Genomic DNA, 15,335 nt, shown 5'->3' with positions numbered 1-15,335 from the left:
TAAGGGATATTAATGCTGTATCAACCTTGAAGGAGGAGACAGCATGTCTGTATTAGACAACTTCGGCCAATGGAAACATTTCTTGGCGGACCGCTTAAATCATGCAGAACACCAAGGCATGAACCACGAGACGATCTCGAATTTAGCAACAGAAATCGGTGGATATTTAGCAAACCACGTTGAACCAAAAAACGAGGAAGAAAAAGTACTTGCCGATCTTTGGAAAGTGGCGGATGAAAACGAAAGACACGCCATTGCTAATATGATGGTTAAGCTAGTGCAAAACGACGGAAGCCGCTAAAAGCAGAGAGGATGTTAAGAATTTTTTCTTAACATCCTTTTATTTTTCTTTCATAATAAATTGAAATCATTTATTATTAGTAACATGATGAATGAATGTAGAAATTTGTTTCATTTTGAAGAATAAGGAGATGAGCAATGGGAGAGCAGGAATGGTATTTAGAGTATGAAATACATAAAAACCGCCCGGGGCTCCTAGGAGATATATCATCCTTGTTAGGTATGCTGGGTATTAACATTATAACGATTAATGGTGTTGATAACGAACGGCGTGGTATGTTGCTGATCATAGATAATGATGAAAAAGTGAACCGATTAAAATCAATACTTGATTCTATGGATAATATTACGGTAACCAAATTTCGTAAACCAAAGCTTCGTGACCGTCTTGCAGTAAGACATGGAAGATACATTGAACGTGATGCAGATGACAAGAAGACGTTTCGGTTTATTCGCGATGAGCTTGGTATATTGGTTGACTTTTTAGCTGAATTATATAAAGTTGAGGGACATAAATTAATTGGCGTTCGTGGGATGCCTCGTGTTGGAAAAACGGAAAGTATAGTAGCGTCTAGTGTTTGTGCAAATAAAAGGTGGGTGTTTATTTCATCCACACTGCTTCGGCAAACCGTTAGGAATATGCTTGCCGATGATGAATATGACGCTGATCATGTTTTTATCATCGATGGTGCGGTTTCTGCGCGAAATATGAATGACAAACACTGGCAGTTAATTCGTGAAATTATGCGGTTACCAGCTGCCAAAGTAGTAGAACATCCTGACTTATTTGTTCAACAGACGGAATATACGTTAGAGGATTTTGACTATATCATAGAGCTGAAGAGTCATCGGGATGAAGAAATTACATATGAAGCTCTTAAAGAAGATCCAACTGGTTTTGGAAATTTAGAATGACGTAAGTGGGTGGGAAGGTTGACAGAACTCGGAAAATTATTGAAACAAAAGCGTGAAGAAAAAGATATGTCACTAGAAGAACTTCAAACAGCTACAAAAATACAGAAACGCTACTTAGCTGCAATTGAAGAGGGGAATTATGATGTTCTTCCCGGAACGTTTTATGCGAGAGCCTTTATAAAGAATTATTGTGAAGCGGTAGGGCTTCAATATGAGACGATATTTGATGAATATGCCCATGAGATTCCTCAAGCTGCGAAAGAGACGGCTTCAGAGTTTGAACCGCGGTCTAAAAGAGATAATAAAACGGGTGTTACGACAGAGAATTCATTACTAAAACGCATCATACCTATTTTTCTTATCGGGATATTAATCATCGCAATCTTATTTCTTGTTATGAAACTCCTTCCTGATGGAAATGATCAGGCGAAGAGTGGAAGTGAAGCACCATCAGTCGAAGTAGATACTGATGATGACAAGCCAAAGAAAAAAGAAGAGCCAAACGATGCAATTGATGAAGATGAAAAAGAAGAAGAACCAGCAAAACAAGAAGAGAAACCGAAGCAGACGTTAACGAAACTTCAAACTAACGGCAAAGTAACGACTTATGAGTTATCTGATGCTGAAAAACTTGTTGTTGATTTGAGTGCTACTGGTCCAAGCTATGTAGGAATCCAAGATGAAACTGGGAAGAGTTATTTTAATAACCAAATTAAAGAGGGCGAAACACAAACGTTTGATCTTTCACAATCGAAAGAAGTCACATTGAATATTGGGGCTTCTCATGTTACATCCATCAAAGTAAACGGCGAGCCTTTTGATTATCCTGTGCCGCCTTCTGATTTTGTTCACCAGAAAATCGTTATTAAAATGGTACAATGATGTAAAGAAGATTTGGACCGCATTTTTGGAGGAATTTGAGTGAATTTACCTAATAAGATTACACTATCTCGAATCATTTTAATCCCTATATTTATGATTATCCTTCTAGGAGGATTTAACTGGGGTACATGGACAATAGCCGGAGAACAATTGCCTATAACTCATTTTGTAGCAGCATTAATCTTTATTTTTGCTTCAAGTACGGATTGGGTAGACGGTTATTATGCTAGAAAATATAACATGGTTACAAACTTAGGCAAGTTTTTAGATCCTCTTGCAGATAAACTGCTTGTATCTGCAGCTTTAATCGGATTAGTTGAACTTGGGGCAGCACCTGCATGGATGGTTATCGTTATTTTGAGCAGGGAATTTGCTGTTACAGGAATTCGAGCGGTAGCTGCAGCAGAAGGCGAAGTGATTGCTGCAGGGCAGATGGGGAAACTCAAAATGTGGATACAAATCATCAGTATTTCCGCTCTATTGCTTCATAACCTTCCATTTGAATGGATCGGGTTCCCATTTGCTGCGATCAGTTTATGGCTTGCAACTCTAATTACGCTATATTCCGGATGGGAGTATTTTGTAAACAGCAAACATATTTTATTAAAATCAAAGTAATCACAAAAAACAGGAGCAAATTACTCCTGTTTTTTTGTTCCTTCCTTAATAAAATGGCATAAGTACGAAACATGTATAAGTTGTTATTTAGCATTTTAGAAATTGAACAAAAATGAAAAGAAGATACAATGAGAGGTAGTGGAAGAGATGAACGCAGAAATCATAGCTGTAGGAAGTGAACTTCTTTTAGGACAGATCGTGAATTCCAATGCTCAATTTATTTCGAAGAACCTTGCTGATATTGGGATAAATGTGTTTTATCATACAGTTGCCGGAGACAATGAAAAGCGGCTTAGATCGGTCATTGAAACTGCAAAATCACGTTCCGATCTTCTCATATTTACTGGCGGACTCGGACCGACGAAAGATGATCTTACAAAAGAAACCATCGCTAAAGTATTTCAAAAAGATCTCGTACATGATGAACAATCCTTAACGTACATAATGGAATACTTTGTGCAAACAAACAGAGAGATGACTCCGAACAATAGGAAGCAAGCATTAGTGATAAAAGGCTCTGAAGTATTTCCAAACGAAAATGGAATGGCTCCAGGAATGGCTTTTACACATGAAAAAAGTACTTGCGTTTTACTTCCAGGTCCTCCAAGTGAAATGAAACCGATGTTTGAAAAATATGTAATCCCGTTTCTCTTCGCGAAAACAGACGTGCAAACACGATTATATTCACGCGTGTTGAAATTTTTTGGTATCGGAGAATCTGTGCTGGAGACGAAGCTGCAGGACCTGATCGATCAACAAAGCAATCCTACGATTGCCCCGCTCGCATCAGATCACGAAGTTACGATACGTTTAACAGCTTCCCACCATGATCCTAATGAAGCAAAATCATTGCTGGATCAAACAGAGTCTGAAATCATGAAGAGAACGTCATCTTTCTTTTATGGTTATGATCTGGATACGTTAGAGAATCAAGCGATGAGCCTCCTATTACAGAACAAAGCTACACTTGCAGCTGCAGAAAGCTTAACTGGCGGATTGTTCAGTAAAGTGGTAACGGATATGCCAGGATCGTCAGCTATCTTTAAAGGGGGAGTAGTTTCGTATTCTAACGAAATTAAACAATCCATACTCGGAGTCCCACCATCCTTAATAAAGGAATACGGTGCTGTGAGCAAAGAGTGTGCCCAGTGGATGGCTAGCCACGTAAGAAGTATATCAGACTCAGATTACGGCATTAGTTTTACTGGAGTAGCTGGGCCGGAAAGACAGGAGAATCAACCTGTAGGAACCGTTTTTATCGGCATTGCAAGTGCTAATGAAACACATACTTTTCCATTGAAACTCGCTGGAACAAGAAAGAGTATTCGAGAAAAGGCTGTCAAACATGGTTTTTACTTATTAAATCAATTGGTCAAAGAAAGACAATAAAAAAAACGAATAAATGTTCGTAAAATGATTGGCAAAACATAAAAAAAGAGATATGATAGAAATGTAGTCAACACAGGAATAAAGAAGTATAAATAAATGAAACAAATTAGAGGAGTGAATACGATGAGCGATAGAAAAGCGGCTTTAGATATGGCTTTGCGCCAAATTGAAAAGCAATTCGGTAAAGGTTCCATTATGAAACTGGGCGAACAGACAGAACAGCGGATCTCAACGGTTTCCAGTGGTTCCATTGCCTTAGATATTGCATTAGGAATTGGCGGATACCCACGCGGAAGAATTATCGAAGTGTACGGACCAGAATCATCAGGTAAAACAACTGTTGCATTGCATGCCATCGCAGAAGTACAGCGTAATGGTGGACAAGCAGCGTTTATTGATGCCGAGCATGCGCTTGATCCTGAGTACGCTCAAAAATTGGGTGTTAACATCGATGAGCTTTTATTGTCTCAGCCTGACACTGGAGAACAAGCGTTAGAGATTGCAGAGGCACTAGTTCGAAGTGGTGCGGTTGACATTTTAATCATCGATTCAGTTGCAGCTCTTGTACCAAAAGCTGAGATCGAAGGCGAAATGGGAGACTCTCACGTCGGTCTTCAAGCCCGATTGATGTCTCAAGCTTTACGTAAACTTTCTGGTGCAATCAACAAATCTAAAACGATCGCGGTATTCATCAACCAAATTCGTGAAAAAGTTGGGGTAATGTTCGGGAATCCTGAAACAACGCCTGGTGGACGAGCTTTGAAATTCTATTCATCTGTTCGTTTAGAAGTACGTCGTGCAGAACAGCTTAAACAAGGTCAAGACGTTGTCGGGAATAAAACAAAGATTAAAGTTGTTAAAAATAAAGTGGCTCCTCCATTTAGAACTGCTGAGGTTGATATCATGTATGGTGAAGGAATCTCGTATCAAGGAGAGATTCTAGATATCGGCTCAGATATTGACATCGTTCAAAAAAGTGGTGCTTGGTACTCGTATGAAGGCGAACGTCTCGGCCAAGGCCGTGAGAACTCAAAACAGTTTTTGAAAGAGAATCCCGAGATTGCTACAGCAATTGTGGGTGAGATCCGAAACTATTATGAACTTGAGAAAAAAGGAACTTCTGATGTGGAGATTCCAGCTCCAACAGAAGAGTTTGAGCTTACTGAATAGTTAACATGAGACCGGTCGATAATGACCGGTCTTTTATGTTTTTTTGGACAATAAAAGCATCAAATGAATGGGAAGAATTAAGTAAAAATATGCTCCTTGCTATTTTTAAGTCAACCTATTATTATAGAAGATTGACTCTCTTGACAAGCTATGGGCACACCTATAAAATGAAGATATATTTTGATTTCTTACGAAATTAAAAGATATGTATAGAATTTGTACGACATGAATGGTGCACAGCACATGTAAGACGAATTGACGCCAAGAAATGCAGTATGAAAAGCAGAAAGCAAGAGGAGGTGGAAATATGCCAAGTATAGCAGTATTCATCTCCAGTTTGCTTGTCTCATTAGGTGTCGGTGCAATTGTCGGATATCTTGTTAGGAAATCAATTGCTGAAGCGAAGATTTCAAGCGCAGAGCGTGCAGCTGCGCAAATTGTTGAAGATGCAAAGCGCGATGCTGACGCCAGCAAGAAAGAAGCGCTGTTAGAAGCAAAAGATGAAATCCATAAGCTACGTACTGAAGCAGAGCGCGAGATTCGCGAACGCCGAAACGAGCTTCAAAAACAAGAACATCGATTGGTTCAAAAAGAAGAGATCCTGGACAGAAAAAGTGAAACTCTTGACAAAAAAGAGGAATCTTTAGAAAGACGTGAGGAATCTCTCACCAAAAAACAGCGACAAATTGAAGAGATTGAAAGCAAAGTGGAGGAATTGCTGGAGGAACAGCAGCGAGAGCTTGAGCGCATTTCCAGTATTACCAGGGATGAAGCACGCCAAATCATCATGACTGAAACCGAGAATGAAATGACACATGAATTGGCGATGTTGGTAAAAGAAATGGAAAATCGTGCAAAAGAAGAAGCGGACAAGAAAGCGAAAGAAATTCTTTCACTGGCTATCCAACGCTGCGCAGCCGATCACGTAGCAGAGACAACGGTTTCTGTTGTAAATCTTCCTAACGATGAGATGAAAGGAAGAATTATTGGACGTGAGGGACGAAACATTAGGACGCTTGAAACGTTAACCGGTATTGATTTAATTATCGACGATACTCCGGAAGCAGTTATTTTGTCCGGTTTTGATCCGATTCGCCGTGAAATTGCGCGAATGGCATTGGACAAGCTTGTACAAGATGGAAGAATTCACCCTGCTAGGATTGAAGAAATGGTTGAAAAATCACGCAGAGAAGTGGATGAGTACATTCGTGAAGTTGGAGAACAGACTACTTTTGAAATAGGTGTTCACGGACTTCACCCAGATCTAATTAAAATCCTTGGCCGTTTGAAGTACCGTACAAGTTACGGTCAAAACGTATTAAAACATTCAACAGAAGTAGCTTACTTAGCTGGATTAATGGCGGCTGAAGTAGGAGAGGACGTACATCTTGCAAGACGAGCAGGATTACTGCATGACATCGGAAAAGCAATTGATCATGAAGTAGAAGGCAGTCACGTTGACATAGGGGTTGAACTTGCTACGAAGTATAAAGAGCACCCTGTAGTCATCAATAGTATCGCCTCTCATCACGGTGACACTGAGCCAACATCAATCATCGCTACACTGGTTGCAGCAGCAGATGCGTTATCAGCCGCTAGACCAGGTGCTAGGCGGGAAACATTAGAAACGTATATTCGAAGACTTGAGAAGCTGGAAGAAATTTCAGAATCCTTTGATGGTGTTGAAAAGTCATTTGCCATCCAAGCTGGACGTGAAATACGCATCATGGTTAAACCTGACATGATTGATGATGTAGCATCTTACAGGCTTGCTAGAGATATAACGAAGAAGATCGAGAGTGAACTGGATTATCCAGGACATATAAAAGTAACGGTCATTCGTGAAACAAGAGCGGTTGAGTATGCAAAATAAAAAGATGATCCAAAAGTAATCTTACTTTTGGGTCATTTTTTTTACATGTTTAGCAAAAAAAGGGGCGTCACCCCCTATCTCGCGCCATGAAAGGATAGAACCTCCTTTTAGAACAGGTTTACATCACAGAAGTTAAGGGAAGAGTAAACCGGGGTTTATTCATAAGCTCAGACTGCCAAATACAAGTTAAATTAGATAGAACACCTTGAAATTTGTTTCGGCAGGCATACAAGCCATTATCCATGAATATAGTAGAACAGGTATCTATCCTGAAGGAGGTTCAAAACAATGGAAATATTAAAAGTTTCAGCAAAATCCAACCCCAATTCTGTAGCTGGTGCACTTGCTGGTGTTCTCCGGGAAAGAGGAGGCGCTGAAATACAAGCAATCGGAGCAGGTGCATTGAATCAAGCCGTAAAAGCAGTAGCGATTGCACGAGGATTTGTAGCACCAGGCGGAGTCGACCTCATTTGTATACCAGCATTTACAGATATTTTGATTGATGGAGAAGAAAGAACAGCCATTAAATTAATCGTTGAACCGCGTTAAGTCGCAAAACCTGTTTACTCTAAAAAAGAGTAAGCAGGTTTTTTAGTGTGCTTTTTACCCTGAATCACTAGTTCGTGTTGTCTTTTCTGAAGGATATATGAAAGACGTTCTAGAAAGGATAAAGGGAACATTATAAAAGGAGTTACATCATTTGCCTTTTTTTGAAATAGTTTGAATAATTTCTTTTGAATACTTGCATTTTTTTAAAGTTAAGTCTAGAATTGTAGACGTTTAGTACATAATTTATTTAACGTATCAAAACGTTGAATTCAGCATGAGAATAATACAATAAATTAACGTTTGGGTTACTGAAAGGGTGGAGTACATGATTGATCAACTTTCTTGGAAAGTTGGCGGACAGCAAGGGGAAGGAATCGATAGTACAGGTGAAATTTTTGCGATGGCACTTAATCGCCTTGGCTATTATCTCTATAGCTATCGACACTTTTCTTCGAGAATAAAAGGCGGTCATACCAACAATAAAATTCGTGTAAGCACGAGTGAAACCCGTTCTATTTCTGATGATCTTGATATTTTAATAGCATTCGATCAGGAAACAATTGATGTGAATGTTCACGAGCTTCGCGATGGTGGAGTTGTTATTGGTGATTCTAAATTTAACCCAACAGTTCCAGAAGATCTGAATGTCAGATTGTATGCGGTTCCATTTACGGAGATCGCAAGCGAACTTGGTACGTCTCTTATGAAAAACATGGTGGCTATCGGTGCAACAAGTGCCGTATTAGGACTGCCGGTAGAAAGCTACCTTGAAGTTGTCGAAGAGATTTTCTCTCGCAAAGGTGCAAAAGTAGTAGAAAAGAACATGGAAGCCATCCAACGAGGCGCGGACCATTTCAATGGATTGTCTGGAGGTCAGATTGATGGCTTCCAATTAAATAAAGCAGATGGCATGAAGAGAATGTTCATGATCGGCAACGATGCAATTGCGCTAGGATTTGTAGCAGGCGGTGTCCGTTTTATGGCAGCCTATCCTATTACTCCAGCTTCTGAGATCATGGAATATTTGATTAAGAAACTTCCTGAATTCGGAGGTACCGTTATTCAAACAGAAGATGAGATCGCAGCATGTACGATGGCAATTGGAGCTAACTATGCAGGTGTAAGAACGATTACTTCATCTGCAGGACCAGGTCTTTCCTTAATGATGGAAGCACTAGGTCTCTCTGGTATGACCGAAGTACCTTTAGTTGTGGTTGATACACAGCGTGGAGGCCCTTCAACAGGACTGCCAACAAAGCAGGAACAATCTGATCTTATGGCTATGATCTATGGTACTCACGGAGAGATTCCGAAGGTAGTCATGGCACCGAGTACTGTAGAAGAAGCGTTTTACGATGCAGTTGAAGCATTGAATATTGCCGAAGAATATCAATGTCCTGTTATTTTACTTACAGATCTTCAGCTTTCCCTTGGAAAACAATCTGTGGAACCGCTTGATTTCAGCAGAGTGGAGATCCGCCGCGGAAAACTTGATCCTAGTAAAGAATTACCGGATACAGATGATAAAGACGGCTATTTCAAGCGATATGAAGTAACAGAAGATGGTATTTCACAACGAGTAATACCAGGCATGAAAAATGGTATCCATCATGTGACAGGTGTTGAACATGATGAAACGGGTAAACCTTCAGAGGTTGCAGGGAACCGTCAAAAGCAGATGGATAAGCGTCTTCGCAAGCTGAATGGACTCCGATTCAATGTACCAGTTGTAAAGCAGGCACCTCATGAGGAAGCTGACATTCTTTTAGTAGGCTTTAACTCTACAAGAGGTGTAATAGAAGAAGCGATTCCGCGTCTTGAAAAAGAAGGGCTTAACGTGAATCATGCACATATTCGATTGATTCATCCATTCCCTACAGACGAGATTAGACCATTGATCGAAAATGCTAAAACGGTGATCGTCGTTGAGAATAACGCAACCGGCCAGTTAGCTAACATTATCAAAATGAATGTCGGTCAACATGAAAAGATTAAAAACCTGTTGAAATATGATGGGAATCCTTTCTTGCCATCAGAAGTTGTCATGAAATGCAAGGAGCTGGTTTAATATGGCTACATTTAAAGATTTTCGTAACAGTATAAAACCTAACTGGTGTCCGGGTTGTGGCGATTTCTCCGTACAAGCAGCTATTCAAAGAGCTGCTGCAAATGTCGGTTTAGAACCAGATAATCTTGCTGTTGTATCAGGAATCGGCTGTTCAGGTCGTATCTCCGGGTACATTAAATCGTACGGATTCCACGGGATCCATGGACGGTCTCTTCCAATTGCACAAGGTGTTAAGATGGCAAACCGAGATCTCACGGTTATAGCTTCTGGCGGTGACGGTGATGGTTTTGCGATCGGTATGGGTCATACGGTACACGCGATTAGAAGAAACATTGATATCACTTACATCGTAATGGATAACCAGATTTATGGTTTAACAAAAGGGCAGACATCTCCACGTTCTGATGTTGGATTTAAAACGAAGAGTACACCTGAAGGTTCTGTTGAATCTGCTATCGGAATTATGGAACTTGCCTTAACAGCTGGCGCGACATTTGTTGCTCAAAGTTTCTCTACCGACTTAAAAGAATTAACATCCATTATTGAAGAGGGTATTAATCACAAAGGATTCTCTTTAATCAATGTATTCTCACCATGTGTAACCTACAATAAAGTAAACACGTATGACTGGTTTAAAGAGCATCTGATTTCATTAGGAACAATAGAGAATTACGATTCGTCTAACCGAATGATGGCGATGCAGACATTGATGGAGAACAAAGGTCTTGTAAAAGGCATCATCTATCAAGACAAAGTTAAACCATCATACCAAGATCTAGCGCATGGCTACAGCAAGGAAGCTCTTGCGAAAATGGACTTGAACCTCCCAGAAGAAAAGTTCAATGAACTAATGACAGAATTTATGTAAGTATGAGTCCTTCTCCTTTTTTAAAGGAGGAGGCTTTTTCTCTTTTGAAAAAAATTCGCACATTTTTTTTGGTATCTGCGAATGTCCACCTCGTGTGAACACTGCTCTTTACCTCATTATCTATTAAATGTACAATAATGTTGGGATTGATATTGATGTTTAGTGAGGAGTGTTCAGCTTGGAAGGAAAAATGAAAGCAATTGTTAAGCATCACGCTGGGTATGGTGCTAGATTAGAAACGGTAGATATACCTGAGATAAATGAAAATGAGGTATTGATTAAAGTAAGAGCGACTTCCATCTGTGGAACTGATGTCCATATTTATACGTGGGATGAGTGGTCAGAGAGCCGTGTGAAGCCTCCTTATATTTTTGGTCACGAGTTTTCAGGTGTAGTTGAAAGGATCGGAAATTCTGTTACGAATGTAAAAGTAGGAGATCATGTCTCTGCTGAAACACATATTGTTTGTCATTCTTGTCCTCAATGCTTAAAAGGACAATTCCATATCTGCAAGAACACAAAAATTATTGGTGTAGATACGAATGGCTGCTTTGCGGAATACGTTGCGATGCCAGCAGAAAACATCTGGATAAATGATCCGAACATGTCTTTTGAACACGGGTCTATACAAGAGCCAATGGGGAATGCAGTCCACACGGTATTAGCTGGAGATGTAGCGGGGAAAACAGTTGCTGTTATCGGGTGTGGACCGATCGGAATCATGGCAGTTAATGTTGCTAAGGCAGCAGGAGCAAGCCAAGTAATCGCTTTGGACCTCAATGAATACCGTCTTGACTTGGCAAAAAAAGTGGGAGCTTCAGAAGTCATTAACCCGAAAAATGAAGATCCTGTTAATAGAGTTTTAGAGCTTACAGACGGAAATGGTGTAGATGTGGTTTGTGAGATGAGCGGACATCCTGTTGCCATCAACCAAGGTTTCAAGATGATAACAAACGGAGGACGTGTATCGATCTTAAGTCTTCCAGTGAAGCCAGTTGAGATTGACCTTACGAACGACGTTGTTTTTAAAGGGATTACAGTACAAGGAATCACCGGCAGAAAAATGTATGAAACATGGCAGCAAGTTTCTGGATTGCTACAATCAGGGAGCATGCACCCAGAAACGATTATTACCCACACTCTTCCAATGGAACGCTTTGAAGAAGGGTTTGATTTAATGATAAAAGGTAATTGTGGAAAAGTAGTTCTTATTCCGTAGAGAGGAGATTGATAGTGATGAAAGGTTTCGAATATCTACAAAAAGAATTAGATCAGATGAAAGAAGAGGGGACATTTAGAAAACTCGTTCCTCTTGAGTCAGAACAAGGTTCTAAAGTAGTGATTAACGGCAAGGAAGTGATTCAGCTTTCTTCTAACAACTATTTAGGCTTGACGAGCCACCCGAAAATGAAACAAGCGGCATTACAAGCAGTTGAAGAGTTTGGTGTAGGTACAGGTTCAGTCCGAACGATCGCGGGTACATTGTCCATGCATGAAGAATTTGAACAGAAGCTGGCTAAATTCAAGCATACAGAAGCTTGTCTTGTATTCCAATCAGGTTTTTCGACGAATCAAGGAATCTTATCTGCGATTCTTACAGATCAAGATGTTGTTATTTCAGATGAATTGAATCATGCCTCAATCATCGATGGAATCCGTTTAACGAAAGCGAAAAGAAGAATCTATAAGCATGTGGATCTAGAAGATTTAGAAGCTGCATTAAAAGAGACGCAAGAATATAGAAAGAGAATTGTTGTTACTGATGGTGTATTCTCAATGGATGGCAACATCGCGCCGCTTCCGGGGATCGTTGAGCTTGCTGAAAAGTATGATGCTCTCGTTATGGTAGATGATGCTCATGCAAGCGGTGTTCTCGGGAACAACGGACGTGGAACGATTGATCATTTTAACCTGAACGGACGTGTTCACATTCAAGTAGGAACGTTGAGTAAAGCAATTGGTGTGTTAGGCGGCTATATTGCAAGTACGCAAACGTTAAGAGATTATCTGATCCATAAAGGCCGTCCATTCCTATTCAGTACTTCACACCCGCCTGCAGTAATCGCTGCAAGTTCGGCAGCGATTGATGTACTTGAAGAAGAACCAGAACATATGGAGCGTCTCTGGGAGAACACAAGGTTTTTTAAAGAAGGATTAAAAAATCTTGGGTTTGATACGGGTGTGAGTGAAACGCCAATTACGCCTGTCATTATCGGGGATGATGCACTTGCACATCGATTATCGGATACACTCTTAAAATATGGTGTTTTTGCGCAAGGGATCGCGTTCCCAACTGTGGCAAAAGGAAAAGCACGCGTTCGTACGATCGTGACCGCTCAGCATACAAAAGAGGAACTGCAAGCAGCACTGGATGCTTTTGAAAAAGCAGGCAAAGAACTAGAGATCATTTAGCCAAAAAGAAGGAGTTTATCCTTCTTTTTTATTTGTGTGGAAAGAGACTTTAGTTTACTATATTAATTTTATGTAAACTAACGAGAATTCACATTTAACTATTAACCAATAATTTGATATAATGTTACAGTTGGATTTAAAAGACAGGCTTATATGAGTTAAGTTAAGAACAAAATGGAATGAACGGCAGTAAGGAGTGAAATACGTCTTGGATACTACGAAAGACAATCATAAGGAAATAGATCATAAAAAAAGAGACTACTCACAATACTTTCAAACCACTTATGCTCCTCCTTCTTTAAAAGATGCGAAGAAGCGAGGCAAAGAACAGACACAAATTTTAAAGGACTTTTCGATTCCAGAGAATTTAAAAGATATCGGAATGGGCAAGAAGTTCTATATTCGAACGTACGGTTGTCAAATGAACGAACATGACACGGAGATCATGGCTGGTATACTCAATGAAATGGGATATGAAGTGACTGATAGTACGGAAGATGCGGACGTTATTCTTCTTAATACATGTGCCATTCGTGAAAATGCTGAAAACAAAGTGTTTGGTGAACTGGGTCATTTGAAACATACAAAAGCAAACAATCCTAATCTGCTCTTAGGCGTGTGCGGCTGTATGTCACAGGAAGAATCAGTCGTAAACCGTATTTTATCAACTTATCCTCAAGTCGATATGATCTTTGGAACTCATAATATTCATCGATTGCCTCAAATCATTGAAAATGCCTTATTCTCAAAAGAGATGGTCGTTGAAGTATGGTCTAAAGAAGGGGATATTGTTGAGAACCTTCCAAGAAAACGCAAAGGAAATGTTAAAGGCTGGGTAAACATTATGTACGGCTGTGACAAGTTTTGTACGTATTGTATCGTACCTTATACACGAGGAAAAGAAAGAAGCAGACATCCTCAGGATATTATCGAAGAAGTCCGTCAGCTGGCAAGAGAAGGATATAAAGAAGTTACGCTTTTAGGACAAAATGTAAATGCTTACGGCAAGGATTTTGAAGACTTGAACTACGGACTTGGTGATCTGATGGATGAAATCCGCAAGATCGATATTCCGAGGCTCAGATTCACAACAAGTCATCCGCGTGATTTTGATGACCGTTTAATTGAGGTGCTTGCAAAAGGCGGCAACATCGTGGAGCATATCCATCTGCCTGTGCAGCATGGAAACAGCGAGATCTTAAAATTAATGGCTCGTAAATATTCAAGAGAGCATTATTTGGAATTAGTGAAAAAAATTAAAGAGGCTGTACCAAATGCTGCTCTAACAACAGATATAATCGTCGGTTTCCCTAATGAAACGGATGAACAATTTGAGGAAACGATCACTCTCGTTAAAGAAGTGGAATACGACGCAGCCTATACCTTTATTTATTCCCCGAGAGAAGGAACACCTGCTGCGAAAATGAAAGACAATGTTCCGATGGAAGTGAAACGAGAACGGCTTCAACGCTTAAACAGTGTGTTAAACGATATTTCTCTGAAAAAGAACCAAGCTTTTGTAGGTAAAGTAGTTGAAGTGCTTGTTGAAGGTGAAAGCAAGAAAAATCCAGATGTATTAACTGGGCATACGGGATCGAACAAGGTTGTAAATTTCAGGGCACCTAAACATTTAATCGGTGAGATTGTTAAAGTAAAAATAACTGATGCAAAAACATGGAACCTTGGTGGAGACTGGATCGAAGAAAAATCAGAGGTGGTAAACTAATGACAACATATACGAAAGAAGAAATATTAGGTAAAGCAAAAGAACTTGCAAAGATGATTGCGACGACTGAAGAAGTTGAATTTTTCAAGAAAGCTGAAGCACAGATCAACACGAATGGTAATGTAGCTAAACTGATGGGACAAATCAAGAACCTTCAAAAACAAGCAGTTAACCTTCAGCACTATCAAAAGCATGAAGCTTCAAAAGAAGTGGAAACGAAGATTGATGCGTTGATGGCTGAACTTGACAGCATTCCTGTCGTTCAGGAATTTAAACAGTCTCAGAGTGATGTGAATGACATTTTACAGATGGTTTCTCATACGATCTCAAACAAAGTGACAGATGAAATCATCGAGTCTACAGGCGGCGATCTTCTAAAAGGAACTACAGGCTCACAAGAAGGATGTTCACCAGGCGGCTGTGGCTGTCACTAATAGCAAGTAATCTTAAGAAACGCGGTACACTTTCATGTGTATCGTGTTTTTTTGATACAAACAGAAAAATTTCACGTACCGTAATCAAAATATTATTTTAAGAACTATGGACAACAAGAGCCCATATACAT

Annotated in this window: 14 protein-coding genes; all 14 read left to right on the top strand. The window is 39.9% G+C overall.

The genetic code is table 11. The annotated features are described in order from the left end of the window. Positions 1 to 43: 43 nt before the first annotated feature. The 14 genes from KUV80_RS05155 to KUV80_RS05090 all read left to right on the top strand — a co-directional run bounded on the left by KUV80_RS05155 (position 44) and on the right by KUV80_RS05090 (position 15,204). On the top strand, positions 44 to 301 hold the full coding sequence (locus KUV80_RS05155) for a DUF3243 domain-containing protein (protein ID WP_222461591.1): 258 nt from the start codon (positions 44 to 46) through the stop codon (positions 299 to 301). 137 nt (positions 302 to 438) lie between these two features. Then, positions 439 to 1,215, top strand: a complete 777-nt coding sequence (locus KUV80_RS05150) for a DUF3388 domain-containing protein (RefSeq protein WP_222461590.1) — start codon at positions 439 to 441, stop codon at positions 1,213 to 1,215. Positions 1,216 to 1,233: 18 nt separating this feature from the next. Next, positions 1,234 to 2,097, top strand: a complete 864-nt coding sequence (locus tag KUV80_RS05145) for a helix-turn-helix domain-containing protein (protein WP_222461589.1) — start codon at positions 1,234 to 1,236, stop codon at positions 2,095 to 2,097. 39 nt (positions 2,098 to 2,136) lie between these two features. Continuing rightward, positions 2,137 to 2,715, top strand: a complete 579-nt coding sequence (gene pgsA / locus KUV80_RS05140; protein ID WP_222461588.1) for a CDP-diacylglycerol--glycerol-3-phosphate 3-phosphatidyltransferase — start codon at positions 2,137 to 2,139, stop codon at positions 2,713 to 2,715. A gap of 147 nt (positions 2,716 to 2,862) precedes the next feature. Next, the gene (locus KUV80_RS05135) at positions 2,863 to 4,104 is read left to right on the top strand and encodes a competence/damage-inducible protein A (protein ID WP_222461587.1); all 1,242 of its coding nucleotides are present in this window, start codon (positions 2,863 to 2,865) and stop codon (positions 4,102 to 4,104) included. A 123-nt stretch (positions 4,105 to 4,227) separates the two neighbouring features. Further along, positions 4,228 to 5,274: a recombinase RecA gene (gene recA / locus KUV80_RS05130; protein WP_222461586.1), complete on the top strand. Its 1,047-nt coding sequence runs from the start codon at positions 4,228 to 4,230 to the stop codon at positions 5,272 to 5,274. A 307-nt stretch (positions 5,275 to 5,581) separates the two neighbouring features. Beyond that, positions 5,582 to 7,147 (top strand): ribonuclease Y, encoded by a 1,566-nt coding sequence (gene rny / locus KUV80_RS05125; RefSeq protein WP_222461585.1) that lies wholly within the window; start codon positions 5,582 to 5,584, stop codon positions 7,145 to 7,147. Between the two features lie 288 nt (positions 7,148 to 7,435). Next, positions 7,436 to 7,696, top strand: a complete 261-nt coding sequence (gene spoVS, locus KUV80_RS05120) for a stage V sporulation protein SpoVS (RefSeq protein ID WP_018705045.1) — start codon at positions 7,436 to 7,438, stop codon at positions 7,694 to 7,696. A 325-nt stretch (positions 7,697 to 8,021) separates the two neighbouring features. Then, complete coding sequence (locus tag KUV80_RS05115; protein WP_222461584.1) at positions 8,022 to 9,764, top strand: 2-oxoacid:acceptor oxidoreductase subunit alpha; 1,743 nt, start codon at positions 8,022 to 8,024, stop codon at positions 9,762 to 9,764. A gap of 1 nt (position 9,765) precedes the next feature. After that, positions 9,766 to 10,632 (top strand): 2-oxoacid:ferredoxin oxidoreductase subunit beta, encoded by an 867-nt coding sequence (locus tag KUV80_RS05110; RefSeq protein WP_222461583.1) that lies wholly within the window; start codon positions 9,766 to 9,768, stop codon positions 10,630 to 10,632. 178 nt (positions 10,633 to 10,810) lie between these two features. Next, entirely contained in the window at positions 10,811 to 11,851 is a 1,041-nt protein-coding gene (gene tdh, locus KUV80_RS05105; protein WP_246625027.1) for an L-threonine 3-dehydrogenase, read from the top strand. Positions 11,852 to 11,868: 17 nt separating this feature from the next. Further along, positions 11,869 to 13,044, top strand: coding sequence for a glycine C-acetyltransferase (locus tag KUV80_RS05100; protein ID WP_222461582.1), 1,176 nt, complete (start codon positions 11,869 to 11,871; stop codon positions 13,042 to 13,044). Positions 13,045 to 13,252: 208 nt separating this feature from the next. Beyond that, positions 13,253 to 14,770 (top strand): tRNA (N6-isopentenyl adenosine(37)-C2)-methylthiotransferase MiaB, encoded by a 1,518-nt coding sequence (gene miaB / locus KUV80_RS05095; RefSeq protein ID WP_246625026.1) that lies wholly within the window; start codon positions 13,253 to 13,255, stop codon positions 14,768 to 14,770. After that, positions 14,770 to 15,204, top strand: coding sequence for a RicAFT regulatory complex protein RicA family protein (locus KUV80_RS05090; protein ID WP_222461580.1), 435 nt, complete (start codon positions 14,770 to 14,772; stop codon positions 15,202 to 15,204). The genes miaB and KUV80_RS05090 overlap by 1 nt, the downstream gene beginning before the upstream one ends. Positions 15,205 to 15,335 lie beyond the last annotated feature (131 nt).

The sequence above is a fragment of the Fictibacillus nanhaiensis genome, assembly GCF_019801215.1.
Lineage (GTDB): Bacteria > Bacillota > Bacilli > Bacillales > Fictibacillaceae > Fictibacillus > Fictibacillus nanhaiensis_C.
This window is presented reverse-complemented; position numbering and strand designations above follow the sequence as displayed.

Excerpts from the sequence above, each read along its gene's own strand:
- KUV80_RS05150 (WP_222461590.1), top strand. The coding sequence starts at position 439 with ATGGGAGAGCAGGAATGGTATTTAGAGTATGAAATACATAAAAACCGC.
- recA (WP_222461586.1), top strand. The coding sequence starts at position 4,228 with ATGAGCGATAGAAAAGCGGCTTTAGATATGGCTTTGCGCCAAATTGAA.
- KUV80_RS05090 (WP_222461580.1), top strand. The coding sequence starts at position 14,770 with ATGACAACATATACGAAAGAAGAAATATTAGGTAAAGCAAAAGAACTT.
- KUV80_RS05110 (WP_222461583.1), top strand. The coding sequence starts at position 9,766 with ATGGCTACATTTAAAGATTTTCGTAACAGTATAAAACCTAACTGGTGT.
- KUV80_RS05100 (WP_222461582.1), top strand. The coding sequence starts at position 11,869 with ATGAAAGGTTTCGAATATCTACAAAAAGAATTAGATCAGATGAAAGAA.
- KUV80_RS05135 (WP_222461587.1), top strand. The coding sequence starts at position 2,863 with ATGAACGCAGAAATCATAGCTGTAGGAAGTGAACTTCTTTTAGGACAG.
- rny (WP_222461585.1), top strand. The coding sequence starts at position 5,582 with ATGCCAAGTATAGCAGTATTCATCTCCAGTTTGCTTGTCTCATTAGGT.
- KUV80_RS05115 (WP_222461584.1), top strand. The coding sequence starts at position 8,022 with ATGATTGATCAACTTTCTTGGAAAGTTGGCGGACAGCAAGGGGAAGGA.
- spoVS (WP_018705045.1), top strand. The coding sequence starts at position 7,436 with ATGGAAATATTAAAAGTTTCAGCAAAATCCAACCCCAATTCTGTAGCT.
- KUV80_RS05155 (WP_222461591.1), top strand. The coding sequence starts at position 44 with ATGTCTGTATTAGACAACTTCGGCCAATGGAAACATTTCTTGGCGGAC.